At 67.6% G+C, this 23,706-nt stretch carries 23 protein-coding genes; 14 read left to right on the top strand and 9 right to left on the bottom strand.

Features of this window, described 5'->3' with window-relative positions; genetic code table 11:
* Window positions 1-1,113, top strand: a 1,113-nt coding sequence (locus QOC76_RS27880) for an asparagine synthetase B family protein (protein WP_526362608.1), incomplete at its 5' end; no start/stop codon positions are given.
* A 48-nt stretch (window positions 1,114-1,161) separates the two neighbouring features.
* Here the strand turns inward: QOC76_RS27880 and QOC76_RS27875 are convergent.
* Window positions 1,162-2,136, bottom strand: coding sequence for a carbohydrate kinase family protein (locus QOC76_RS27875; protein WP_526362606.1), 975 nt, complete (start codon window positions 2,134-2,136; stop codon window positions 1,162-1,164).
* A 95-nt stretch (window positions 2,137-2,231) separates the two neighbouring features.
* Here QOC76_RS27875 and QOC76_RS27870 point away from each other — a divergent pair, with 95 nt between their 5' ends.
* Window positions 2,232-2,873: an Rv0361 family membrane protein gene (locus QOC76_RS27870; protein WP_526362604.1), complete on the top strand. Its 642-nt coding sequence runs from the start codon at window positions 2,232-2,234 to the stop codon at window positions 2,871-2,873.
* Between the two features lies 1 nt (window position 2,874).
* Here QOC76_RS27870 and QOC76_RS27865 read toward each other — a convergent pair whose 3' ends face one another.
* Together QOC76_RS27865 and QOC76_RS27860 are read right to left on the bottom strand one after the other, a co-directional pair.
* Complete coding sequence (locus QOC76_RS27865) at window positions 2,875-3,237, bottom strand: HesB/IscA family protein (RefSeq protein ID WP_526362602.1); 363 nt, start codon at window positions 3,235-3,237, stop codon at window positions 2,875-2,877.
* Between the two features lie 50 nt (window positions 3,238-3,287).
* Window positions 3,288-4,433 (bottom strand): glycerate kinase, encoded by a 1,146-nt coding sequence (locus QOC76_RS27860; protein WP_526362600.1) that lies wholly within the window; start codon window positions 4,431-4,433, stop codon window positions 3,288-3,290.
* A gap of 23 nt (window positions 4,434-4,456) precedes the next feature.
* Here QOC76_RS27860 and QOC76_RS27855 point away from each other — a divergent pair, with 23 nt between their 5' ends.
* The 4 genes from QOC76_RS27855 to QOC76_RS27840 are packed head-to-tail and all read left to right on the top strand — an operon-like array spanning window position 4,457 to window position 7,432.
* The gene (locus QOC76_RS27855; RefSeq protein ID WP_526362598.1) at window positions 4,457-5,137 is read left to right on the top strand and encodes a DUF3043 domain-containing protein; all 681 of its coding nucleotides are present in this window, start codon (window positions 4,457-4,459) and stop codon (window positions 5,135-5,137) included.
* Between the two features lie 5 nt (window positions 5,138-5,142).
* Entirely contained in the window at window positions 5,143-5,673 is a 531-nt protein-coding gene (locus QOC76_RS27850; protein ID WP_526362596.1) for a bifunctional adenosylcobinamide kinase/adenosylcobinamide-phosphate guanylyltransferase, read from the top strand.
* Window positions 5,670-6,710 carry a nicotinate-nucleotide--dimethylbenzimidazole phosphoribosyltransferase gene (cobT, locus tag QOC76_RS27845; protein WP_526362594.1) on the top strand — a complete coding sequence of 347 codons (1,041 nt, stop codon included), beginning with the start codon at window positions 5,670-5,672 and terminating at the stop codon, window positions 6,708-6,710. The genes QOC76_RS27850 and cobT overlap by 4 nt, the downstream gene beginning before the upstream one ends.
* The gene (locus QOC76_RS27840; protein ID WP_526362592.1) at window positions 6,707-7,432 is read left to right on the top strand and encodes an adenosylcobinamide-GDP ribazoletransferase; all 726 of its coding nucleotides are present in this window, start codon (window positions 6,707-6,709) and stop codon (window positions 7,430-7,432) included. Before cobT ends, QOC76_RS27840 begins: the two co-directional genes overlap by 4 nt.
* A gap of 15 nt (window positions 7,433-7,447) precedes the next feature.
* On the opposite strand, the gene QOC76_RS27835 is transcribed toward QOC76_RS27840, so the two are convergent.
* From QOC76_RS27835 to gcvT, 3 genes are all read right to left on the bottom strand, one after another.
* Entirely contained in the window at window positions 7,448-9,208 is a 1,761-nt protein-coding gene (locus tag QOC76_RS27835; RefSeq protein WP_526362590.1) for an autotransporter outer membrane beta-barrel domain-containing protein, read from the bottom strand.
* Window positions 9,209-9,297: 89 nt separating this feature from the next.
* Window positions 9,298-10,401, bottom strand: a complete 1,104-nt coding sequence (locus QOC76_RS27830; RefSeq protein WP_526362588.1) for a branched-chain amino acid aminotransferase — start codon at window positions 10,399-10,401, stop codon at window positions 9,298-9,300.
* A gap of 22 nt (window positions 10,402-10,423) precedes the next feature.
* Window positions 10,424-11,518: a glycine cleavage system aminomethyltransferase GcvT gene (gene gcvT, locus QOC76_RS27825; RefSeq protein WP_526362586.1), complete on the bottom strand. Its 1,095-nt coding sequence runs from the start codon at window positions 11,516-11,518 to the stop codon at window positions 10,424-10,426.
* Window positions 11,519-11,578: 60 nt separating this feature from the next.
* Here gcvT and QOC76_RS27820 point away from each other — a divergent pair, with 60 nt between their 5' ends.
* Entirely contained in the window at window positions 11,579-12,664 is a 1,086-nt protein-coding gene (locus QOC76_RS27820) for an adenylate/guanylate cyclase domain-containing protein (protein ID WP_526362584.1), read from the top strand.
* 18 nt (window positions 12,665-12,682) lie between these two features.
* Window positions 12,683-14,206 (top strand): leucyl aminopeptidase, encoded by a 1,524-nt coding sequence (locus QOC76_RS27815; protein WP_526362582.1) that lies wholly within the window; start codon window positions 12,683-12,685, stop codon window positions 14,204-14,206.
* Between the two features lies 1 nt (window position 14,207).
* Here the strand turns inward: QOC76_RS27815 and QOC76_RS27810 are convergent, their stop codons facing one another.
* Together QOC76_RS27810 and QOC76_RS27805 are read right to left on the bottom strand one after the other, a co-directional pair.
* A complete protein-coding gene (locus QOC76_RS27810) occupies window positions 14,208-15,971 on the bottom strand; it encodes an SDR family oxidoreductase (protein WP_526362580.1) in 1,764 nt (587 codons plus the stop codon).
* A 10-nt stretch (window positions 15,972-15,981) separates the two neighbouring features.
* Window positions 15,982-16,338, bottom strand: a complete 357-nt coding sequence (locus QOC76_RS27805) for an oxidoreductase (protein WP_526362578.1) — start codon at window positions 16,336-16,338, stop codon at window positions 15,982-15,984.
* A gap of 158 nt (window positions 16,339-16,496) precedes the next feature.
* Here QOC76_RS27805 and sucB point away from each other — a divergent pair, with 158 nt between their 5' ends.
* From sucB to QOC76_RS27780, 5 genes are read left to right on the top strand one after another with little or no spacing between them, the layout of a single operon-like run.
* Entirely contained in the window at window positions 16,497-18,266 is a 1,770-nt protein-coding gene (sucB, locus tag QOC76_RS27800; RefSeq protein ID WP_526362576.1) for a 2-oxoglutarate dehydrogenase, E2 component, dihydrolipoamide succinyltransferase, read from the top strand.
* A 6-nt stretch (window positions 18,267-18,272) separates the two neighbouring features.
* Window positions 18,273-19,175, top strand: a complete 903-nt coding sequence (locus QOC76_RS27795) for a TIGR01777 family oxidoreductase (protein ID WP_526362574.1) — start codon at window positions 18,273-18,275, stop codon at window positions 19,173-19,175.
* On the top strand, window positions 19,169-19,843 hold the full coding sequence (lipB, locus tag QOC76_RS27790; protein ID WP_526362612.1) for a lipoyl(octanoyl) transferase LipB: 675 nt from the start codon (window positions 19,169-19,171) through the stop codon (window positions 19,841-19,843). Before QOC76_RS27795 ends, lipB begins: the two co-directional genes overlap by 7 nt.
* Complete coding sequence (gene lipA, locus QOC76_RS27785; RefSeq protein WP_526362572.1) at window positions 19,840-20,811, top strand: lipoyl synthase; 972 nt, start codon at window positions 19,840-19,842, stop codon at window positions 20,809-20,811. Before lipB ends, lipA begins: the two co-directional genes overlap by 4 nt.
* A gap of 4 nt (window positions 20,812-20,815) precedes the next feature.
* The gene (locus QOC76_RS27780; protein ID WP_526362570.1) at window positions 20,816-21,568 is read left to right on the top strand and encodes a DUF4191 family protein; all 753 of its coding nucleotides are present in this window, start codon (window positions 20,816-20,818) and stop codon (window positions 21,566-21,568) included.
* A 72-nt stretch (window positions 21,569-21,640) separates the two neighbouring features.
* On the opposite strand, the gene QOC76_RS27775 is transcribed toward QOC76_RS27780, so the two are convergent.
* Window positions 21,641-22,117 carry an RDD family protein gene (locus QOC76_RS27775; RefSeq protein ID WP_526362568.1) on the bottom strand — a complete coding sequence of 159 codons (477 nt, stop codon included), beginning with the start codon at window positions 22,115-22,117 and terminating at the stop codon, window positions 21,641-21,643.
* Window positions 22,118-22,235: 118 nt separating this feature from the next.
* Here QOC76_RS27775 and glnA point away from each other — a divergent pair, with 118 nt between their 5' ends.
* Window positions 22,236-23,672 (top strand): type I glutamate--ammonia ligase, encoded by a 1,437-nt coding sequence (glnA, locus tag QOC76_RS27770; RefSeq protein ID WP_526362566.1) that lies wholly within the window; start codon window positions 22,236-22,238, stop codon window positions 23,670-23,672.
* Window positions 23,673-23,706: the final 34 nt, after the last annotated feature.

Here is a 23,706-nt window from a genome sequence, read left to right as displayed (position 1 = left end):
TTCCTGTCCGGCGGCATCGACTCCACCGCCATCGCGGCGCTGGCGATGCGCCACAACCCTCGCCTGATCACCTTCACCACCGGCTTCGAACGGGAAGGTTTCTCGGAGGTCGACGTCGCGGTCGCGTCGGCCGAGGCGATCGGCGCGCGGCATGTGACGAAGGTGGTCAGCCAGGCCGAGTTCGTGTCCGCGCTGCCCGAAATCGTTTGGTATCTCGACGAACCCGTCGCCGACCCCGCGCTGGTGCCGCTTTTCTTCATCGCCCGCGAGGCACGCAAGCACGTCAAGGTGGTGCTGTCGGGCGAGGGCGCCGACGAGCTGTTCGGTGGATACACGATCTATCGGGAACCGTTGTCGCTGAAGCCCTTCAACTACCTCCCCCCGCCGCTGCGCCGGTCGATGGCCAAGGTTTCGGCGCCGCTGCCCGAGGGCATGCGTGGAAAAAGCCTGCTGCACAGGGGCAGCCAGACGCTCGAAGAGCGGTATTACGGCAACGCGCGCAGCTTCTCCGACGCGCAGTTGCAGGCCGTGCTGCCGGGATTCCGCTCTGATTGGACCCATACCGATGTGACGGCGCCGGTGTATGCCGAGTCGTTGGGCTGGGATCCGGTCGCGCGCATGCAGCACATCGACCTGTTCACCTGGCTGCGCGGCGACATCCTCGTCAAGGCGGACAAAATGACGATGGCCAACTCGCTCGAACTGCGGGTGCCGTTCCTCGACCCCGAGGTCTTCGCGGTGGCCTCCCGGCTGCCGTTGGACCAGAAGATCACCAGGGCCACCACGAAGTACGCGCTACGCCGAGCCCTCCAACCGGTGATCCCGTCGCACGTGCTGAACAGGCCCAAGCTGGGCTTCCCTGTGCCGATCCGGCATTGGTTGCGGGCCGGTGAGCTGCTGGACTGGGCTTACGCGATGGTGTCCTCGTCGGGCGCGGGCGAGCTGGTCGACCTCGCGGCGGTCCGGGCGATGCTCGACGAACATCGCAGCGGCGCAAGCGATCACAGCAGACGGCTGTGGACCGTGCTGATCTTCATGCTGTGGCACGCGATCTTCGTCGAGGGCAGCGTCACCCCGCAGATCAGCGAGCCGGCGTACCCGGTACAGCTTTAGGCCACCACGGCCGAGCCGTGAATCAGGGCACCACGGCCGAGCCGTGAATTAGGCGAGGGCCTTCGCGATCTCGTCGCCTGCGTCGGTGCCGTAGGCGTCGGAAAGCCGCTGCAGCGCCTCCGCCCGGTCCCAGGTCCACTCCTGCGGGCCAGGTGCCTCGAACACGAGGACGGCGACCAGGGACGCCAGTTGAGCCGACCGCTCCAGGCTCAAACCTGCGCTGCGACCGGTGAGGAAGCCGGCACGGAAGGCGTCGCCGATACCGGTGGGGTCGGCTTGGTGCTTCTCCGGGACGACGTCGACGTGTATGAACGTCCCCTCGGAGCTGACGAGGTCGACACCCTTGGGGCCGAGCGTGGTGACGCGCAACCCGATCTGGCTCATGACCTGCGCCTCGCTCCAGCCGGACTTCTGCAGAAGCAGATCCCACTCGTAGTCATTGGTGAACAGGTAGGTGGCCCCGTCGATCAGCTTGCGGATCTCATCTCCCGACAGTCGGGCGAGCTGCTGCGACGGGTCGGCCGCGAATGCGAGGCCGAGCTCGCGGCACTCCTCGGTGTGCAAGAACATCGCCTCGGGGTCGTTGGCCCCGACGATAACCAAATCCGGTGTGCCGACGCGCTTTACCACATCGGCGAGGGAGATGCCGCAGGCCTCCGACATGGCGCCTGGATAGAACGACGCCAGTTGCGCCATGTCCTGGTCGGTGGTGCAGACGAACCGCGCGGTGTACGCACTATCGGAGACGAGCACACTCTCGGTGTCGACGCCGACGGCTTCGAGCCAGCTGCGGTAGTCGTCGAAATCCTTTCCGACGGCCCCGACGAGCGCCACGTCCCCGCCCAGCACGCCGATCGCGAAGGCCATGTTGCCCGCGACCCCGCCCCGGTGGATCACCAGATCGTCGACCAGAAAGCTCAAAGACACCTTCTGCAGGTGGTCGGGCAGAAGCTGTTCGGAGAACTTGCCGGGGAACCGCATGAGATGGTCGGTCGCGATCGATCCGGTTACCGCGATGGTCACGAAGCGTCACCCTTCAATTCATTAACCTGTCTAGATAATTCTACCGAGCGCAACGATCGCGTCGCCAACCGGCCGCTTGCGCTAACCTGCCTACCATGGCTGGTCCGTATCCGCCCCAATACGGCCCTGGACCGGTCGGCGCTCCCGCCCCACATCCGGGGCCGCCGCAGCAGTATCCCGACAATCCCCTTGCGCCGCCAATCTATCCGAGCATGCTGCCGCCGCCGATTCCGTATCCGAAGCGCAGCCGCTGGCGCCCGATCCTCGCGATGCTGGTTGCGCTCGTTGCGGTGGCCGCCGCCGTCGCCGCAACCGTTCTCGTGATGCGCGCCGACGAGAACTCGACGCCTGAGAGGCTGACGACGGAATCGGCGCAAACAGCGATTCAGGATTACCTCAACGCACTGCAACGCGGCGACGTCGAGACGATCGCCCGGCACACGCTGTGCGGGTTGTTCGACGCCGTCAAGGAGAAGAAATCGGACCTCGCCCTGGCCGACCTGAGCAGTGACGCGTTCCGCAGGCAGTTCAGCGCCGCGGACGTGACGTCGGTCGACAAGATGGTGTTCTCGTCGCCCTATCAGGCGCAGGTGCTGTTCACCATGCGGGTGACGCCGGCGGGCAGCCGCACCCAGCCCCCACCGAAGGTGCAGGAACAGGCGGTTGCTCAGCTACTCGCCCAGGACGACCAGGTCCTGGTGTGCTCGTATCTGCTGCGCGCGGGCGCTCAGTACTAGATCAGTTGAACGAGTCCCCGCACGCGCACGAACCCGTCGCGTTGGGGTTGTCGATCGTGAAGCCCTGCTTCTCGATGGTGTCGACGAAGTCGATCGTCGCGCCCTGGATGTAGGGGGCGCTCATCCGGTCAACGGTCAAGTTGACGCCGCCGAACTCGGTGGTCAGATCGCCGTCAAGGGTTCGATCATCGAAGAAGAGGTTGTAGCGCAGGCCGGCGCATCCGCCCGGCTGAACGGCGATCCGCAGCGCAAGGTCGTCACGGCCCTCTTGGTCCAGCAGCGCCTTGGCCTTGCTGGCGGCGGCGTCAGTCAGGACCGCGCCGTGGGTGGCGGTGCTGGTCGCCGACTCGTCCTGAACAGTCATTGCGTCTCCTGTAATGGCTATTGTTGCGGGCCTACTTACAGCCCACTTGCTCAACGGTACCTTGTTGTGCCGCTATTCCCGAGTTCGTCGGCCGTGACCTCCGCCAACCCGGCGAGCTGGTTTGCGGCATCCGCCATCGCCAGCTGGACGGATCCGGCGTGGTCGGCGATGGAGTAGGCGCCGGCGATGCCCGCATCCCGCAGGGCGGCCTCATCCAGGGTGACCTGGCCGGCCAGCACCAGCACGGGTGTGCCGCGCGCCGCGCCCGCCAGTGCGCTGACGACTTTGCCGTGCAGGGACTGGTCGTCGAATCGGCCTTCACCGGTGATCACGAGTTCGGCCGCGGCGACATCGTCCAAGAGGTGGGTGTGCTCGGCGATCACCGTGGCCCCGGATTCGCGGCGGCCGCCGAGTGCCAGCAGCCCGGCGCCGAGGCCGCCGGCGGCGCCTGCGCCCGGCTGGTCGCGCACGGGTCGCCCCGCCGCGGCGTCGAGTACGACGGCCCACTCGGTCAACCGGCGCTCCAGCGCCTGCACGGCGTCCGGGTCCGCGCCCTTCTGCGGGCCGAACACCCGCGCGGCGCCCATCGGCCCGAGCAGCGGGTGCTCGACGTCTGTGGCGGCAATCAACTCGACGTCGGCCAGTAGCTCGCGCGCAGCGCCGACGCTGTTCTGGGTCGTGCTCCTCGCGTGCGCGGTGTTCGTTGTGCTCCTCGCGTGCGGGGCGAGAGCCTCGATCATCCCCCGACCGCCGTCGGTGCAGGAGCTGCCGCCCAGCCCGACGACGATGCGGCCTGCCCCGGCGGCCACCGCGGCCGCCATCAGCTGTCCCACGCCTCTGCTATGCGCCGCCAGCGCCGTCTCGACGGTCGGCGGACCGCCGAGCAGGGATAGGCCACACGCCCGCGCGCACTCGATGTAGGCCGTGCGCGGCTCGTCGCCGTCGAACACCCAGTCGGCGTCCACCTCGGCGGTGAGCGGGCCACTCACCCGCAGGCTGCGACGCTCGCCGACACGTCCCGCCAGCACGTCGACGAATCCCGGTCCGCCGTCGGACTGCGGGGCAAGCGTCAGCTCGTCGTGCGGACGGGCCCGGCGCCAGCCGTCGGCGATGGCCTGCGCGGCCTGCACCGCGGTGAGGCTGTCGCCGTAGCAGTCGGGAGCGATGAGCACGCGGAGGCCGTCCGAGCCGGTCATGCCAGCAGATTATGCTGGCGGGCGTGAAGCTGCTGGGCCGCAAGAAGGACAACCCGCCTCCCCAAGACGCCGGAGCCACTGAGTCCGTCGAGGCGACCGCGGACAGCGAAGCCGACGCCAAGGCGTCGAGTGCCACCGCCCCGAAGGGCAGGCCTACGCCGAAGCGGGACTCGTCTCGCCGACGCGGCCCCATCGCACCCGCCCCGATGACCACCGCGGAAGCCAGACGCAGGCGCAAGGAATTGCGGGGCCCGAAGCTGTCACGCGAGGAACGGCGCGAGGACAAGGTGGCACGGCGCGCGGCGCAGTCCGATCGCCGCGAACACATGATGGCAGGCGACGACGACTACCTGCTGCCCCGCGACAAGGGCCCGGTGCGCCGGTTCGCCCGTGACATCGTGGATTCGCGCCGCGTCAGCGTCCTCGGCCTCTTCATGCCCGCGGCGCTGGGGTTGATCTTCATCATGCTGGCGGTTCCGCAGGTGCAGTACTACATCTCACCGGCGATGCTGGTCCTGATGGCCATCATGATCGTCGACGGGCTATTGCTGGGCCGCAAGGTGAATCGGCTCGCCGACCAGAAGTACCCCGATCACACCGAAAGCGGTTGGAAGCTCGGGTTCTACGCAGCCAGCCGCGCCTCGCAACTGCGTCGGATGCGTGCGCCACGGCCGCAGGTCAACCGCGGCGACAAAATCGCCTGAGTCGGGTGCGCATTCTGGTGCTCGGCGGTATCCGGTCGGGCAAATCCGAGTTCGCCGAGTCCGTCATCGCCGATTGCGCGGGCGCCGAGGCCTCGGTCCGGTATATCGCCACCGGGCCCGTCGCCGCCGACGACGACTGGGCGGCGCGCGTGTCCGCTCACCGTGAGCGCCGCCCCCGACACTGGTCGACCGTCGAAAGTACCGATTTGGCAAAGCAATTACAGACAGACGATTCCTCGCCCACGCTCGTCGACGACGTCGCCGGCTGGTTGACCGCGGCGATGGACCGCGCGCAGTCGTGGACCGTCGGGTCGGTGCGCGTCGACACCGACGACCTCATCGGCGCCGTCGAAGCCCACGGCGCGGACCTGGTTCTCGTCAGCCCCGAGGTGGGCCTGACGGTCGTGCCGGAAACCGTTGCCGGACGGCGGTTCGCCGACGAACTCGGCGTGCTCAACCAACGGCTCGCGGCGCTGTGCGACCGGGTGGTGCTGGTCGTAGCCGGACAGCCGGTCATGCTGAAGGGGCCGTCATGATGGATGTCCCGCCGATCACGGCACCCGACGAAGGCATCGCGGCGCAGGCACGGGCCCGGCAGAACACGCTGACCAAACCGCCTGGCTCGCTGGGACGGCTCGAGGAGTTGTCGGTCTGGGTGGCGGCGTGCCAGGGCGTGTGCCCACCCAATCAGTTCGAGCGCGCGCGGGTGGTGGTGTTCGCAGGTGACCACGGCGTCACCGCGGCAGGGGTTTCTGCGTTCCCCGCAGAAGTCACCGCGCAGATGGTCGCGAACTTCGAAGCCGGTGGCGCCGCGATCAACGTGCTCGCCGAGGCCGCAGGCGCGACGGTGCGCGTGGCCGATATCGCGGTGGACACCGACGAACCACATACGGCGTCGATCGGCGCACACAAGGTCCGCAGGGGCAGCGGCAACATCGCCGTCGAGGACGCACTGTCGGCCGACGAGGCGCAGGCCGCGGTCGACGCAGGCCGCCGGATCGCCGACGAGGAAGTCGATGCGGGCGCCGACCTGCTGATCGCAGGCGACATGGGAATCGGTAACACGACTGCCGCAACGACTTTGATCGCCGCGCTGACCGGTGCGGAACCGGTCGTCGTTGTCGGCCGCGGCACCGGGATCGACGACGCGGGTTGGTCGCGCAAGGTCGCGGCGGTCCGCGACGCGCTGTACCGGGCCCGCGGCCTCGCGGCCGACCCGCTCGGGCTGCTGCGGGTGTGCGGCGGCGCGGACCTGGCGGCGATGGCCGGGTTCTGCGCGCAGGCGGCGGCACGCCGGACTCCGCTGTTGCTCGACGGGGTGGTGGTGACGGCTGCCGCGATGGTCGCCGACGTGCTGGCGCCGGGCGCCCGTGAGTGGTGGCGGGCGGGCCATCGGTCGACCGAGCCGGCGCACTCACTGGCGCTGGAGAGGCTGGAACTCGAACCGATCGTCGATCTGTCGATGCGACTCGGCGAGGGCACCGGAGCGGCGGTCGCTTTGCCGGTGCTGCGCGCTGCGATCGCCACACTGAGGTCGATGGCTACCTTCGACGAGGCCAGCGTCTCGTCGTGATCCGTTCGGTCGCAGGCGCGTTCGCGTTCGGCACGGTACTGCCATTGCGTGCGGGTTGCGGCGTCAGCCGCGGGGTGTTGACGGCGCTGCCGGTGGTCGGTGTGGCTCTGGGGGCGCTGGCCGCCGCGGTGTTGTGGGCGGCATCGCAGGCGTTCGGGGCGGGTAACCCGCTGGCCGGCGTGCTGGCGGTGGCGGCGCTGCTGATCGCGACAAGGGGCCTGCACATCGACGGACTGGCCGACACCGTCGACGGCCTCGGCTGTTACGGCCCCCCGCAGCGGGCCCTGCAGGTGATGCGGGACGGCTCTGCGGGCCCGTTCGGGGTGGCCGCTGTCGTGATCGTCATCGTGGTGCAGGGGCTGGCCTTCGCCGAACTGAGCGCCGTCGCGGTGATCGCCGCGGTGACGGCGGGCCGGGTCGCCGCCGTCGCGGCATGCCGCCGCTCGGTGACCGCGGCCGAGGGCAGCACCCTGGGCGCGATGGTGGCGGGCAGCCAGCCGGTCTGGGTGGTCGGCGCCTGGGTGGTCGTCGTCGCGGCGGCAGCAGCGCCTGCCTGCCCGCGGCCATGGCAGGGACCGGTGGCCGTGCTTGTGGCGCTGGCATGTAGCGCCGTGCTGGTGGCGCACTGTGTCCGCCGGTTCGGCGGGATCACGGGTGATGTGCTCGGCGCTGCGATCGAGGTGACGACGACGATCGCCGCGGTCGGCCTGGCCATCCGCTAACCGACGGAGCAAGCGCTATCGCTTGGGGCGCATGCCCTCCACCATCCGCTCGACCTCCCGCCACTGCTCCTCGAGTCCCGCTAGTCCGGACGACGAACGTTCCCGCAGCCTATTTCTGGCAGCCTCCGCCTGCCGGCCCCCGCGTTCCTCGAACTGCACGCGACTGGCCTCGGCCCGGTCACGCAGCAGTCGCCGGGCCTTGTCCAGGCTTCTGGCCAATCCCGCGCCCGCTCGGTCCAAGTCGTCACCCAATCCGTCCGCCCACTCACGCAGCTCCTCGGGAACGACCTCCGCCCACCGGACCGGCGGGGCAGGGTGCAGGCCAACCGCTTTCGCGCCGAACAGCTCGGGATGCAGATACTTGCCGCGCTCTTGCCTGGGCTTCTTCTGTTCGGCTTGTATGCGGTTGGCCTGGGCCCACGCATCCTGCCGGACCCCCGTCACCTGCCAGCTGACCTTCACGCGGCCTCTGTCGGTGCGGATGGTGAAAGCGCCCTCGCTGACCTCCTCGGCGATAACGGCCTGGGCGAAGTCGCCGATCACGGTCAACTGGTAGCGAAAGTCAGAGTTAATTGTCTCGAAGTACGCTGGAAGCCGGACTCGCGCGGTGCCGTCCCTGTTGGTGGTGACGGTGCCGCTGTAGACATTGAGCATGTCCGGCGATTCGACGAATGAGTGCGAAAGGTATTGGTTCTCCGGGTCATTGGGGTGGTCGATGGTGAATCCACCACCGGCCTTGCTCAAGCTCCCGGTGACTCTCACCGGGCCGACGAACAACCCCGCGAAGCCGTTGGAACTCTGCCCGCGAACTGCTGCCGCATCGGGATTCTGGCGCTTGTTGGCGAACGTCAGACCTTCGACGCCATTGCCGAGCACGCTGATCCCGGACACCCCGGCGCCGGGTGTCGTCGAAAACTGCACTCCTGATACACCACTTGCGCCACCGGTGGTCAGGCCGGCGGTGCCGTTGTTATCAATGCTCACCCCACGCACTCCGACGTTGGCATTGCTGCTGCCGTAGACCCCTGCCTCGGCGCCATTGCCAAGTGTTTCGCCGAACACGCCAGGCCCCGCTCCGGCTCCTTGGCTCTGGCCATGAACCCCGGTGCCCCAGTAGGTGAACCCCAACACTCCGCCGCTGGGCTTACCGCCGCCGCCGTACGCGTAGGCCGCGTAGGTGTCACCGTAGGTGTGGCCGCCGATGGCGTAATGCTCGTTGCTGCTGCCATATACGCCGACGGTGTGGTCGCTGTGCCCGTAGACGCCGGGACTGAAGCCGCCGTCCGAACCGTCGCTGTAGTTTTCGCCTACGACTCCGGCTTGACCGTTGCCCGTGGTGCCGCGCACGCCGGCACCACGGATGCTGCTGCCGACCACGCCGTCTGCATCACCCACGAAACCGGTGACCCCGTTGCCACCGGTGGTGCTCGAGCCGAACACGCCGTGTGAACTGTCGTCCGGGGCGAAAGTCACCCCGAGCAACCCGTATGACGCCACACTGCGCGCCAGAACCCCTGTCCCATCCTGGCTTTCACCGACGACACCGTTATCGGTGAGACTGCGGCCGACAACGCCCGGGCCCGCAGCGCCGTGTCCCTCCACCCCGGCGGGCGGATCGATGGGAATGGAGGCGCCTGATGGCAACGCCCCGCTGCTGCCGAAAACCCCGCCACCGGTGTCGGAATCACCCCACACTCCGACGGGAACCGGATTTCCGTCGACATCCTCGGGTTGTTGTCCGCTGGCCGCCGGGTCGAATCCGATTACTTGCGCCATGATCCCTCTCCCCACGCTCGAAAATGCTGGCGCTTCAAGATTGCGCCCGTTCGAACGCGTTGCGGAGAGAACGACAAAGAAAGCGGCAACTACGCCAGCCGCGCCATCCAGCCGTGGGTGTCGGCGAAGGTGCCGCGCTGAATGCCGGTCAGCGTGTCGCGAAGGGCCATGGTGATTTCGCCGGGCTCGCCGTCGGCGATGGTGAACTCGCCGTCGGTGTGTTTCACATGCGACACCGGGGTGATCACAGCGGCGGTGCCGCACGCGAACACCTCCGTGATCTCTCCTGCGGCCGCCTTCTTCTGCCACTCGTCGACGTCGATCTTGCGCTCCTCGACGGCGAAGCCGGCATCGGTGGCCAACTGCAGCAACGAATCTCGCGTGATACCTGGAAGCAGCGAACCGCTCAGCTCCGGCGTGACGAGGCGGGCCGAGCCCCCGCTGCCGAACACGAAGAACAGGTTCATGCCGCCCATCTCCTCGACGTAGCGGCGTTCGATGGCATCCAGCCACACCACTTGGTCGCACCCGTTGTCGGCGGCTTGGGCCTGCGCCAGCAGCGAGGCCGCGTAGTTGCCGCCGAACTTCGCCGCCCCTGTGCCGCCCGGCGAGGCGCGCACATACTCGTGCGACAACCACACGCTGACGGGTTTGATGCCGCGAGGGAAGTACGCCCCCGCCGGTGAGGCGATCACCATGTAGCGGTATTCGGAGGCGGGGCGCACCCCGAGTCCTGGTTCGGAGGCGAAGATGTAGGGCCGCAGATACAGCGACTCCTCGCCGCCAGCGGGTGGCACCCACTGCTCGTCGACCGCGATGAGCTGTCGCAGCGATTCGATGAACACCTCATCCGGCAGCTCGGGGATGGCCAGCCTGCGGGCCGACGAGCGCAGCCGTGCGGCGTTGGCATCGGCCCGGAACGACACGACGGAGCCGTCGGCCCATCGGTAGGCCTTCAGCCCCTCGAACACCTCCTGCGCGTAGTGCAGGACGATGGCCGACGGGTCGAGCTCGATGGGGCCGTACGGGATGACTCGCGCGTTGTGCCAACCCTTGCCCTCGACGTAATCGATGGACACCATGTGGTCGGTGTGAAACCGCCCGAACCCCGGATTCGACAAGATCTCGGCGCGTACCTCGTCGCTCGCCGGATTCGCATTGCGATCGACGGTGAACTCGAGGTGGTCAGTCATGGGGCGATTGTATAACTGCGCGCTACCGGGTTTTTGCGTCGACGAACGGCGGTTTGACGACCTCGCATTCGACAGCCCTGCCGCGCACGTCGACCGCGACGCGCTGGCCGTCGGTGATCTCGTTATCGGTATCGAGCAATGCGAGTGCGATGCCCACTTTCAAAGTGGGAGAGAAGGTTCCCGATGTCGTCACACCGATTGGGGTGGTGCCGTCGAGCACCGTCAGCTCCGGCCGCAGCACTCCCCTGCCCACGGCGCGAAGTCCGCGCAGCAATCGCGCCGGGCCCGCCTCCTTTTCGGCCAGCAGCGCTTCGCGGCCCCAGAATGCTTTCTTCTTCCAGCCGATCGCCCAGCCGCACCGGGCCTGAAGAGGCGAAATGTCGGTGTTCAGCTCGTGTCCGTGCAGCGGATAGCCCATTTCGGTGCGCAGAGTGTCGCGGGCGCCCAGCCCGGCCAGCTGACCGCCTGCCGCGGTGACCTCCTGCACGAGCGCATCGAACACCCGTGTGGCGTCGTCCCAGGCAGGCAGCAGTTCGTAGCCGTGTTCGCCGGTGTAGCCGGTGCGGCACACCCGCACCTCGACGCCGTTGAAGTCGGCGTCGGCGTAGCCCATGTAGTCCATATCGGTCGGCAACCCCAGCGAGCCGACCACCTCGCTTGATTTCGGGCCCTGTACGGCCAGCACAGCCCGCGACCGGTGGTCGTCGGTGATCGTCAGCCCGTCGGGCGCGTTCTCTTCAAGCGCGGCGACTACGGCGGCGGTGTTGGCGGCGTTGGGAACGAGGAAGATCTCTTCATCGGACACGTAGTAGGCGATGAGATCGTCGATGACGCCGCCGGATTGGTTGCAGCACAACGTGTATTGCGCCTTGCCGGGACCGATGCGGGCCAGGTCGTTGGTGAGCGCGGAGTTGACGTATTCGGCCGCGCCGGAACCTCGGACCGATGCCTTGCCGAGGTGGCTGACATCGAAGAGGCCGACGGCGCTACGCGTCGCGGTGTGCTCGCCGACGGTGCCCGCGTAGCTCACCGGCATCAGCCAACCGGAGAATTCGGCGAAGCTGGCGCCGAGCTCACGGTGCCGGTCTTCGAGGGGGCCATGCTGGATTTCGCTCACTTCATCGTCCTCACGGGATTCAACCCTAATCGGGCAACAGCTACTGGCAGACTCCGGTGGGTGGTCGATTTCGAGGCACTGGAGGCCGCAGGAATCGCCAATGCGCGCGAGCGTGCGCCGCTGATCGAATACCTGGACGGTCTCGGCTTCACCGCCAAGGAAATGGTGCAGGCCGAGCGCCGCGGCCGGCTGTTCGGGCTCGCCGGCGACGCTTTGCAGCGGTCCGGCCGGCCGATCTACAGCTTGCGGACGGCCGCCGATTTACTGGGCGCGCCTCCGGACGACATCGCATCGGCGTGGGCGGTGCTCGGCCTCACCGTCGCGAGCCCCGACGAGGTCGCCTTGAGCCAAGCCGATGTCGATGGCCTGGCGACCTGGGTGGCGATGAAGAACGTAATGACCGATGATGGCGCGTTCGGCTTTCTACGTGTCCTCGGCGCGGCGATGGCGCGCCTGGCGGAAGCCGAGTCGGCCGTTGTCCGCGCCCGCGCGCCGGATCTGGTAATGACACACAGTCACGACGAACTCGTCACCGCGCAGGCGTACCGACAGGTGGCGGGGTTCGTTCCCCGCATCGGAGCACTCATCGATGCTGTTCACCGCCACCACTTGATCAGCGCCAGGACTCACTTCGAGGGCGTCATCCGCGACACGTCCGAGACTGTTGTATGCGGTATCGGTTTCGCGGATCTGTCGGGCTTCACCGCCTTGACACAGCAGCTCACACCCGCGGAGTTGTCGAACTTGCTCAACGAATTCAGCGCCACCGTTAGCGATGTGGTCCACGCCGACGGCGGTCGAGTGGTGAAGTTCATCGGCGACGAGGTGATGTGGGTGAGTTCCACACCCGAACGATTGGCCAAGGCCGCGGCGGATCTAGTCGATCACCCGAAGGCGCGCGAGGCGCAGATGCAGGTCCGCGCCGGTCTTGACTACGGCACGGTCCTCGCCGTCGGGGGCGACTACTTCGGCAACTCGGTCAACCTGGCCGCCCGGCTCGTCGCGGCTGCCGAGCCAGGGCAGATCCTTGCCACGTCGGCCCTCCGTGACGAGCTGCCCAACTGGCCCGCCATTCCTCAGGAACCGTTGACGCTCAAAGGCTTCGATACCCCTGTCGCGGCCTTCGATCTGCACGTGCCGGGCTGACCGATAGGCTCAATACCCGTGAGCCCCGCAAATGCCGGTTACCTGGCCCCAGCCGTCACCCTCAGCTCGTCGCTGCCCAAACGCAAGGCCGGCAAGACGGTGCTGATCGTGCCGGTGGTCAGCGGCGGAGACGACGACGCGAAAGCGACCGTCGTCGCCAACCCGTTCCTCGACGCCGAGGCCGTCGGCGAGATCGAGGCCGCGCTCGAGTCACTCGGCGCCAAAGGCGGCAGCGACCAGGTCACGCGGGTGGTCGCGCCGTCGCTGCCGGTGGCTAGCGTGCTCGCGGTCGGCCTCGGCAAGGCCCGCGACGCCTGGCCGTCAGACCTGATCCGGCGCGCGGCGGGCGTGGCGGCCCGGTCACTGAACGGCACCGAGGCCGTGATCACCACGCTGTCGGATATCGACCTGGAGGCGGCCGTCGAGGGCCTGATCCTCGGCGCCTACCGGTTCAGCGACTTCCGCAGCGACAAAACCGCGCCGAAGGACAAGGGCCTGCGCGACATCACCGCGCTGACGGCCGACACGAAGGCGAAAACCAAGGCCGCGGCCGACCGAGCCACCGCCGTCGCCACCGCGGTCGCCACCGCGCGCGACCTGGTCAACACACCACCGTCGCACCTATACCCCGACGAATTCGCCAAGCGCGCACAGGCTTTGGGCGAAGCCGCCGGTCTCGAGGTCGAGGTACTCGACGACAAGGCACTCGCCAAGGCGGGTTACGGCGGCATCATCGGCGTCGGCAAGGGTTCCTCGCGGCCGCCGCGCCTGGTCCGGCTGGCACACCGAGGCGCGAAACGAAAAGGCAAGAAGGTCGCGCTGGTGGGCAAGGGCATCACGTTCGACACCGGAGGCATCTCGATCAAGCCCGCCGCCAACATGCACCATATGACGTCCGACATGGGTGGTGCCGCGGCCGTGATAGCGACGGTGGTACTCGCAGCCAAGCAGAACCTGCCCATCGACGTGATCGCCACCGTCCCGATGGCCGAGAACATGCCGTCGGCCACCGCGCAGCGGCCCGGCGACGTGCTTACCCAGTACGGCGGGACCACGGTGGAGGTGCTCAACACCGACGCCGAGGGACGACTGATCCTCGCCGATGCGATCGTGCGCGCGTGCAAGGACGATCCCGACTACCTCATCGAGACGTCGACGCTGACCGGTGCGCAGACCGTCGCGCTGGGTGCACGCACGCCGGGAGTGATGGGCTCCGACGAGTTCCGCGACCGCGTCGCGAAGCTGTCGCAGGAGGTCGGCGAGAACGGATGGCCGATGCCGCTTCCCGAAGAGCTCAAGGACGATTTGAAGTCGACGGTGGCGGACCTGGCGAACGTGAGCGGCTCGCGCTACGCGGGCATGCTGGTCGCAGGCACCTATCTCCGCGAGTTCGTCGCCGACGGGGTCGCCTGGGCGCACATCGACGTCGCAGCCCCGGCCTACAACACGGGCAGCCCTTGGGGTTACACCGGCAAGGGCGGAACCGGAGTGCCGACCCGCACGATGTTCGCGGTACTCGAAGACATCGCGGAAAACGGTTGAGCTAGACGATCTTCAACCGGGCCGTGTTGCGAAGCGCCTGCGGCGCGATTCGGGATGTGCCGTACAGCAGGTAGGCCTCTGGCGCGACGGGTCGCAGCGGCTTCTTCTTCTTCACCGAGGTCAGGATGGCCTTGGCGACCTTCTCAGGACCGTACCTGCGCTGCCGGAACATCTTCTCGAACTGCGCCCGCCGGCCCTCCACGTCCCCATCGGCGCGGCCGACTGTGTCGAACCTCGTCGATTGAATGATGTTGGTGGCGATCACGCCGGGGAAGATAGTGGTTAGCCCGACGTCTGCGGCGTCGAGCTCCGCGCGCAGACAATCGGAGAACATGTAGACCGCGGCCTTTGAGGTGCAGTAGGCGTTCAACGTTTTCAACGGCGCGAAGGCCGCCATCGACGAGACGTTGACGATGTGGCCGCCCGCGCCGCGCTCGACGAGTCGCTTGCCAAAAGACCTGCAGCCGTTGACGACACCGCCGAGATTGATGTCCAGCACGCGGTCCCACTGCTCTTGTGGCGTCGTCAGGAAATTTCCTGCCTGCCCGATGCCCGCGTTGTTCACCACGATGTCGGGTACACCATGGGCGGCGCACACCTCGTCGGCGAAACGCTCGACCGCCTCGGCGTCGGACACATCGAGCACGTACGGGTGCGCGAGGCCGCCGCGCTCGACGATTTGGGCGGCGGTGTCCTTCACGGTCGCCTCGTCGATGTCGCTGACGATCACCTCTGCGCCTTCGCGGGCGAAGGCCAGCGCGGTCTCCCGGCCGATGCCGCCGCCGGCGCCGGTTACCGACACCAGGGTGTCGCCGAACGCATCGCGCTGGCGGCCGACCCGGGCGCGCAACAACGACCGGCTGGCCGGCTTGCCCTCGAGGAAGTCGGCCAGTTCAGCGACGGCCGCGGCCAGGACCTGCGGATGTGACATCGGCGACCAGTGACCGGCCTTGATGTCACGGCGCCACAGCCGGGCCACCCAACGCGACAGGTCGTCGAAGCCGTGCGGGCGGACGACCGGGTCCTTGGTGCCGACGATCAACTGCACGGGAACGCTGACGTAGCGGTCGGCCGGAAACCGCCTAGGAGGCGAAATCGCCAGTGAGCGATAGATCTTCAGCGAGTTGACCAGGTCGGCGGCAGCAGTGTCGCTGCGATAGCGCTGCCCGGCGGGCAGGTGGTCGGTGAGCACCTTGTCACCTCGCGCCCGCATCAGGCCCTTGAACACCGCAGGCGCCGCCACCGGCACGGCGAACGGATACCAGTACGTGAGCCGGAGAAGCCGGTCGATGGCCCGCGCGAACTGGACGGGCCGGTACGGCCGCTTGAGGCTGTCGAAGATGTAGCCGCCGTAATGGCCGATGCCGGGCCCGGAAGCCGAGGTGAAGGAGGCGACGCGGTCGCTGGAACCCGGTCGGCTGAGGTACTCCCAGGCGGCCACCGATCCCCAGTCGTGGCCGAGCAGATGAACCGGCTCACCGGGGCTGACAGCGGCGATCACCGCGGCGAGGTCGTCGGCGAGCTTCGAGACGGTGTACGCCGAAACCGGCTTGGGCACAGACGATTTACCGACACCCCGGTTGTCGTAGCGGATGATCCGGAAGCGCTCGGCCAGGCGCGGAACAACGCCGTCCCAGAGCACGTGCGAGTCGGGCCAGCCGTGGGCCATCACCAGTGTCGGGCCGTCGGGGTTGCCCTGCTCGTAGGCCGCGATGCGAACACCGTCCGCGGCGTCGATGAACCGCTCGGCGATAGTGTCCCCCACGATCCGTACCTTAACGGTCTTCCAATTCCCGCCGGGCGGCGCGTTCGCGTTCGATGCGGCGGCGGGCGTCGTGGTCTCGCATGCGCTGCGGATAACCGACCTTCTGCACGTCGTAGACCGGAATCTGCAGGCGTTCGCTCAGCCGTCGTGCGCCTGCGTCGCCGCCCGCACGCCGCCGCGTCCATTCACCGTCACTCGCCACCAGCACCACGGTGACGTCGGTGACGGTGGTCTGCGGCTCGATGAACGCCTCGACACCGTTGTGTTCGGCGACCCATTGCCGCATGTATGCCAGATCGGCCGCGAGGTCAGCGCCGCCGCTCCTGCGCGCCGAGCGGCCGCTCCGAAACCTGTCCAACAGTCCCAACTGGACCGTACTCCTTCCGGAGCTCCCACGCTCCACCTCTATCGATAGTGCCAGAGCAGCAGCAGTGCAGGTCTGAGGCGAGCGACCGGGCCCGACATGACAGGATGGCAACCGGGATTCGATCCGTGACGAGCAACCGTTCGAGGGAGTCAACAGACATGGCAACTTCCGTCCAGATGCCGGCACTCGGCGAGAGCGTCACCGAGGGGACTGTCACCCGGTGGCTCAAGCAAGAGGGTGACACGGTAGACGTGGACGAGCCACTGCTCGAGGTCTCCACGGACAAGGTTGACACCGAGATCCCGTCCCCCGCCGCGGGCGTGCTGAAGAAGATCGTCGCCCAGGAGGACGACACCGTCGAGGTCGGCGGTGAGCTGGCGGTGATCGGTGACGCGGACGAGGACGCCGGAGGCGGCGAGGAACCCAAGTCCGAGGAACCCAAGTCCGAGGAGCCCGCCGAAGAGCCGGCGGAGGAGGAGAAGCCGGCCGAGGAGCCCGCCGCGCAGTCCGAGCCGGCCGCCGAGGAACAGGAAGAGCCGGAGGGTGAACCCGAGCCCGAGAGGCCGGCGGCTTCATCGGGCGGCGGCGAGGCAACGCCGGTGCTGATGCCCGAGCTGGGCGAGTCGGTCACCGAGGGCACCGTCACGCGCTGGCTGAAGAAGGTCGGCGACAGCGTCGAGGTGGACGAACCGTTGGTTGAGGTGTCGACCGACAAGGTCGACACCGAGATCCCGTCACCAGTGGCGGGCACGCTGGTGAGCATCACGGCCGAGGAGGACGACACCGTCGCCGTCGGCGGCGAACTGGCCAAGATCGGCGATGCGGAGGCCGCGCCCGCCGAGAAGCCCGCGCCCGAACCCGAACCCAAGGAAGAGCCGAAAGAGGAAGCCAAGAAAGAGCCCGAACCGGAGCCGAAACCCGAGCCCAAGGAAGAGGCCAAGCCCGAACCCAAGCCCGAACCACAGGCCGCGGAGGAGCCGTCGGGTGATGGTGCACCGTATGTGACACCGCTGGTCCGAAAGCTGGCCGGCGACAACGGCATCGATCTTGCTTCCGTGAAGGGCACCGGGGTCGGCGGCCGCATCCGCAAGCAGGATGTGCTGGCCGCTGCAGAAGCCAAGAAGGCGCCCGCACAGGAGGCGCCCGCCGCCAAGGAGGCGCCCGCCGCCGCGGCGAAGGCCGAAACCGCTTCAGCGTTGGCGCATCTGCGCGGCACCACGCAGAAGGCCAATCGCATCCGCCAGATCACCGCGAAGAAGACGCGTGAATCTCTGCAGCAGACAGCGCAATTGACGCAGACCCACGAGGTCGACATGACCAAGATCGTGGCGCTGCGGGCCAGAGCCAAGGCCACCTTCGCCGGGCGAGAAGGCGTGAACCTGACGTTCCTGCCGTTCTTCGCCGTCGCCGTCGTCGACGCGCTCAAGGCGCACCCGAACGTCAACGCCAGCTACAACGAGGAGACCAAGGAGATCACCTACTACGACGCCGAGCATCTCGGCTTCGCGGTGGACACCGAACAAGGCCTGCTGTCGCCGGTGATTCACAACGCGGGCGACCTGTCGCTGGCCGGACTGGCGCGCGCCATCTCCGACATCGCGGCGCGGGCCCGTTCGGGGGACCTGAAACCGGACGAATTGTCCGGCGGCACCTTCACGATCACCAACATCGGCAGCCAAGGTGCGCTGTTCGACACCCCGATCCTGGTGCCGCCGCAGGCGGCGATGCTGGGCACGGGTGCGATCGTCAAGCGTCCCCGCGTCGTCGTCGACAGCACCGGCAACGAGTCGATCGGCGTGCGCTCGATCTGCTACCTGCCCTTGACGTACGACCACAGGCTGATCGACGGCGCGGACGCAGGTCGCTTCCTGACCACGATCAAGCGTCGGCTCGAAGAGGGTGCGTTCGAGGCGGACCTGGGGCTGTAGACACCAGTGGCCACCGTTGCGATTGCGGGGTCCTCCGGGCTGATCGGCGCGGCGCTGGTCTACGCGCTGCGGGCGACCGACCACCGGGTACTGCGCATTGTTCGCCGGGTGCCGGCGAATTCCGATGAGCTGTTCTGGAATCCGGACGCCGGCGAGTTCGACGCGAACGCGCTGCGCGGAGTGGACGCCGCGGTCAACATGTGCGGCGTCAACGTCGGCTCCAAGCGGTGGTCGGGCGCGTTCAAACAGAGCCTGCGCGACAGTCGAATCGACCCCACCGAGGTGCTGTCCGAAGCGGTGGCCGAGGCGGGCGTCGGGACGCTCATCAACGCCAGTGCCGTCGGCTACTACGGCGATACCGGAAACCGGATCGCCGACGAGACCGCGCCGCCCGGCCGCGGGTTCCTTGCCCAGTTGTGCACGGACTGGGAGGCCGCGACGGCCGCGGCGCAGCATGCGGGCGCCCGCGTCGTGCTGACGCGGACCGGGCTGGTGCTGTCGCCGCGCGGCGGGATGCTGAGCCGGCTGCGGCCGCTGTTCGCGCTTGGGCTGGGCGCCCGCCTCGGCCGCGGCCGCCAGTACATGCCCTGGATCAGCCTCGAAGACCAGGTCCGCGCGCTGCTGTTCGCGATCTTTCACGACGAGCTGTCCGGTCCCGTGAACTTCACCGGACCGGCCCCGGTGACGAACGCCGAGTTCACGACGGCCATGGGTCGCGCGGTGAACCGGCCGACGCCACTGATGGTTCCCGGGTTCGCGCTGCGGACACTGCTGGGCGAGTTCGCCGGGGAAGGCCTGCTCGGCGGACAGCGGGCCATCCCCGCAGCGCTGGAACGCGCGGGCTATCAGTTCCGCCACAACACCGTTGGCGAGGCGCTGGCGTACGCCACGAGTACCGTCGAATCGTGAGTGCCATCCGGTCGTCCAACACACCGATCGACGTCCGGCGGCTGGGCACGATGGGCTACGAAGACGCCTGGGCGGTGCAGCGGGAGCTGGCGAACTCACGCATCGACGGCGGCCCCGACACGCTGCTACTGCTCGAGCATCCCTCGGTCTATACGGCGGGCCGCCGCACGCTGCCCGAGGAGCGTCCGGTCGACGGCACAGCCGTCATCGACACCGACCGCGGAGGCAAGATCACCTGGCACGGACCCGGCCAGCTGGTCGGCTATCCGATCATCGGGCTGGCCGAACCGCTCGACGTGGTGAACTTCGTTCGGCGCCTTGAAGAGTCGCTGATCCGCGTGTGCCGCGAACTCGGGCTCGAGACCGGGCGGGTGCAGGGCCGCTCGGGTGTCTGGGTGCCCGCGGACGCGCAGGGTCCTGCGCGCAAGGTCGGCGCGATCGGGGTGAGGGTGTCGCGGGCGACGACACTGCACGGGTTCGCGCTGAACTGCGACTGCGACCTGGGCGCGTTCTCCTCGATCGTGCCGTGCGGCATCGCCGATGCGGGAGTCACTTCGCTGACGGCCGAACTCGGCCGTCACGTGGGCGTCGACGACGTCATCGACCGTGTCTCGGCCGCCGTGTGCGACGCGCTCGACGGCCGGCTCCGAGTAGCGTTGACGTCGTGACCGCCGCTTCTGGATCCAATGTCGCCGGCCATGCGACTCCGGATGGCCGCAAGCTGTTGCGCCTGGAAGTCCGCAATGCGCAAACTCCGATCGAGCGCAAACCGTCGTGGATCAAGACCCGAATGCGGACAGGCCCGGAGTACACGCAGCTGAAGAACCTGGTGCGCCGCGAGGGGCTGCACACCGTCTGCGAGGAAGCCGGTTGCCCCAACATCTACGAGTGCTGGGAGGACCGGGAGGCGACGTTCCTGATCGGCGGCGAGCAGTGCACGCGCCGGTGCGACTTCTGCCAGATCGACACCGGAAAGCCCGCCGACCTGGACCGCGACGAGCCGCGCAGGGTCGCCGAGAGCGTCGCAGCCATGGGGCTGCGGTATGCCACGGTCACAGGTGTGGCGCGCGACGATCTCCCCGACGGTGGCGCATGGCTGTACGCCGAGACGGTGCGCTACATCAAGAAGCTCAACCCCGACACCGGTGTGGAGCTGCTGATCCCCGACTTCAACGGCGCCCCGGCATTGCTCGAGCAGGTCTTCGAGTCACGCCCAGAAGTGTTGGCACACAACGTCGAAACGGTGCCGCGGATCTTCAAGCGGATTCGTCCCGCGTTCCGTTATGACCGCAGCCTTGCGGTGCTGACGGCGGCGCGCGATTACGGGCTGGTGACCAAGAGCAATCTCATTCTCGGCATGGGCGAGACGCCCGACGAGGTGCGCACGGCGCTGAAGGATCTGCTCGACGCTGGCTGCGACGTCGTCACGATCACGCAGTACCTGCGGCCGTCGGTACGTCACCACCCCGTCGAGCGCTGGGTCCATCCCGACGAGTTCGTCGAACACGCGACCTTCGCCGAGGAGCTCGGCTTCGCCGGCGTGCTTGCCGGACCGCTGGTGCGATCCTCGTACCGGGCCGGCCGACTCTATGCGCAGGCAGCGGAGTCGAGGGTCGCGCGTCCACCCGTATCCTGATCTGATGGCGAAGACCCGCGACAAAGCCGAACTCAAGGCCGCCAAGGCCGAGGCGAAAGCCACCCGGAAAGAGGCCTCCAAGCAGCGCCGAAGTCAGCTGTGGCAGGCGTTCCAGATCCAGCGCAAGGAGGACAAGCGCCTGCTGCCGTACATGATCGGCGCATTCGTGCTGATCGTGGTGGCCTCGGTGGTGGCAGGCGTGTTCGCGGGCGGGTTCACGATGTTCACGCTTATCCCGCTCGGCGTGGTGCTGGGCGCGCTGGTCGCGTTCATCATCTTCGCCCGCAGGGCGCAGAAGTCGGTCTATCGCAAGGCGGAGGGTCAGGCCGGTGCGGCGGCGTGGGCGCTGGAGAACTTACGCGGCAAGTGGCGGGTGACCGCGGGCGTCGCGGCCACCGGCCATCTCGACGCGGTGCACCGGGTCATCGGCAGGCCGGGCGTGATCTTCGTCGGCGAAGGTTCGGCGGCACGGGTGAAACCGCTTCTGGCCCAGGAGAAGAAGCGCACGGCGCGGATCGTCGGCGAGATTCCGATCTACGACTTCGTGATCGGCAACGGCGAGGGGGAAGTGCCGCTGGCCAAGCTGGAACGTCACCTGAGCAAGCTGCCTGCGAACATCACCGTCAAGCAGATGGACGCGCTGGAGTCGCGGCTGGCGGCGCTGGGCTCCAAGGTCGGACCTGCGGCGATGCCGAAGGGCCCGATGCCGAACGCGGCGAAGATGCGGGGTATGCAGCGGACGGTGCGCCGACGCTAGCCAGCCGCACGCCCAAACCAACGTTTGGGCGAGAAAGCGCGAGAAGATCGCGCCATTTTGTCGATCTCGACGTCAGCGCCGCACTACCGCGGTGTTCGTCAGCCGATCGTGCAGCCCGCGCAGGTCGGTATCGGTGAACAGGGGCGGCACCACCAAGGCGATCATCAGGCCGCGCACGAGAGCGCGGCCGATTCCGACCTGGAGTCGGTTGTCGACGGGTATGACGACGAGGCCGAGGGCGTATTGGCCGGGAGTGAAGCCGAAGAGCCGAACCGAGACCGCTCCGATGACGAACCAGATGACGAGGACGGCGGTGGACAGCGCGGCGATGCTGATCCACCCGAACGTCATGGCCAGCGCGGCCAGACCGTAGGCGATCAGCCAGTCGATGAACAGCGCACCGATCCGCCTGCCCATCCGCGCCAGCGACTGCGGTCCGCTCTGGGGTAGACCCAGGCGCTGACCTGGATAATCATTAGGTCTCTGGTCCGTGGCTCGCGGCCCGACGGGCGGCGGACCGGACAGCCAGGAGCCGAAGCTGGAAGGCATGGGTTCAGCATAGGTCTGGCCGAATTGCGTAACGTCGGCGCAACATGCGGTTGACTGCCGTGCAACATCGTGTCCATAGCGTCATCCCGCGGGTTAATAAGACATAAGGAGAGTCTCAGTGGCAGAAAAGACCGCCGACGACATCATGAAGCAGATCAAGGACGAGGAAGTCGCCTACGTCGACATCCGATTCTGCGACCTGCCGGGTGTTGTCCAGCACTTCTCGATCCCGGCGTCGGCGTTCGACGAGAGCGTTTTCGAGGACGGGTTGGCGTTCGACGGCTCGTCGGTGCGCGGCTTCCAGTCCATCCACGAGTCGGACATGATGCTGCTGCCCGATCCCGCGACGGCGCGCATCGATCCGTTCCGCCAGGCGAAGACGCTGAACCTGAACTTCTTCGTGCATGACCCGTTCACCCGCGAGGCGTACTCCCGCGATCCGCGAAACGTGGCCCGCAAGGCGGAGAACTACCTCGCCAGCACCGGCATCGCCGACACCTGCTTCTTCGGCGCCGAGGCCGAGTTCTACATCTTCGACTCGGTGGCGTTCGACTCGAAGATGAACGGCACGTTCTACGAGATCGACTCCGAGGCGGGCTGGTGGAACACCGGTGAGCCGTTCGAGCCCGACGGCACCCCGAACCGCGGCTACAAGGTCCGCCCGAAGGGCGGCTATTTCCCCGTCGCGCCGTACGACCACTACGTCGACCTGCGCGACAAGATGTGCACGAACCTGCAGAACGCGGGCTTCGTGCTGGAACGCGGGCACCACGAGGTGGGCACCGCTGGCCAGGCGGAAATCAACTACAAATTCAATACGCTGCTGCACGCGGCCGATGACTTGCTGCTGTTCAAATACATCATCAAGAACACCGCTTGGCAGGCCGGCAAGACCGTCACCTTCATGCCCAAGCCGCTGTTCGGTGACAACGGCTCGGGCATGCACGCCCACCAGTCGCTGTGGAAAGACGGCAGCCCGCTGTTCCACGACGAGTCCGGCTACGCCGGCCTGTCGGATATGGCTCGCCACTACATCGGCGGCATCCTGCACCACGCGCCGTCGCTGCTGGCGTTCACCAACCCGACGGTGAACTCCTACAAGCGCCTGGTGCCGGGATACGAGGCGCCGATCAACCTGGTGTACAGCCAGCGCAACCGCTCGGCGTGTGTGCGTATCCCGATCACGGGCAACAACCCGAAGGCCAAGCGCCTCGAGTTCCGCTGCCCGGACAGCTCGGGCAACCCGTACCTGGCGTTCGCGGCGATGATGATGGCCGGCCTGGACGGAATCAAGAAGAAGATCGAGCCGCAGGCCCCGGTCGACAAGGACCTCTACGAGCTGCCGCCGGACGAGGCCGCCAGCATTCCGCAGGCCCCCACCTCGCTGTCGGCGGTGATCGACAAGCTCGAAGAGGACCACGAATACCTCACCGAAGGTGGAGTTTTCACCGAGGACCTGGTCGAGACCTGGATTTCCTACAAGCGTGAGAACGAGATCCTGCCGGTGCAGATTCGTCCGCACCCGTACGAAATCGCCTTGTACTACGACGTTTAAATCGAGTCGCATTAGGGCCGGGCGAGCAGTGTCG

This window comes from Mycobacterium sp. (genome assembly GCF_032159565.1).
Lineage (GTDB): Bacteria > Actinomycetota > Actinomycetes > Mycobacteriales > Mycobacteriaceae > Mycobacterium.
The sequence above is the reverse complement of the archived record's forward strand: the minus strand, read 5'-3'. Positions and strand labels throughout refer to the sequence as shown.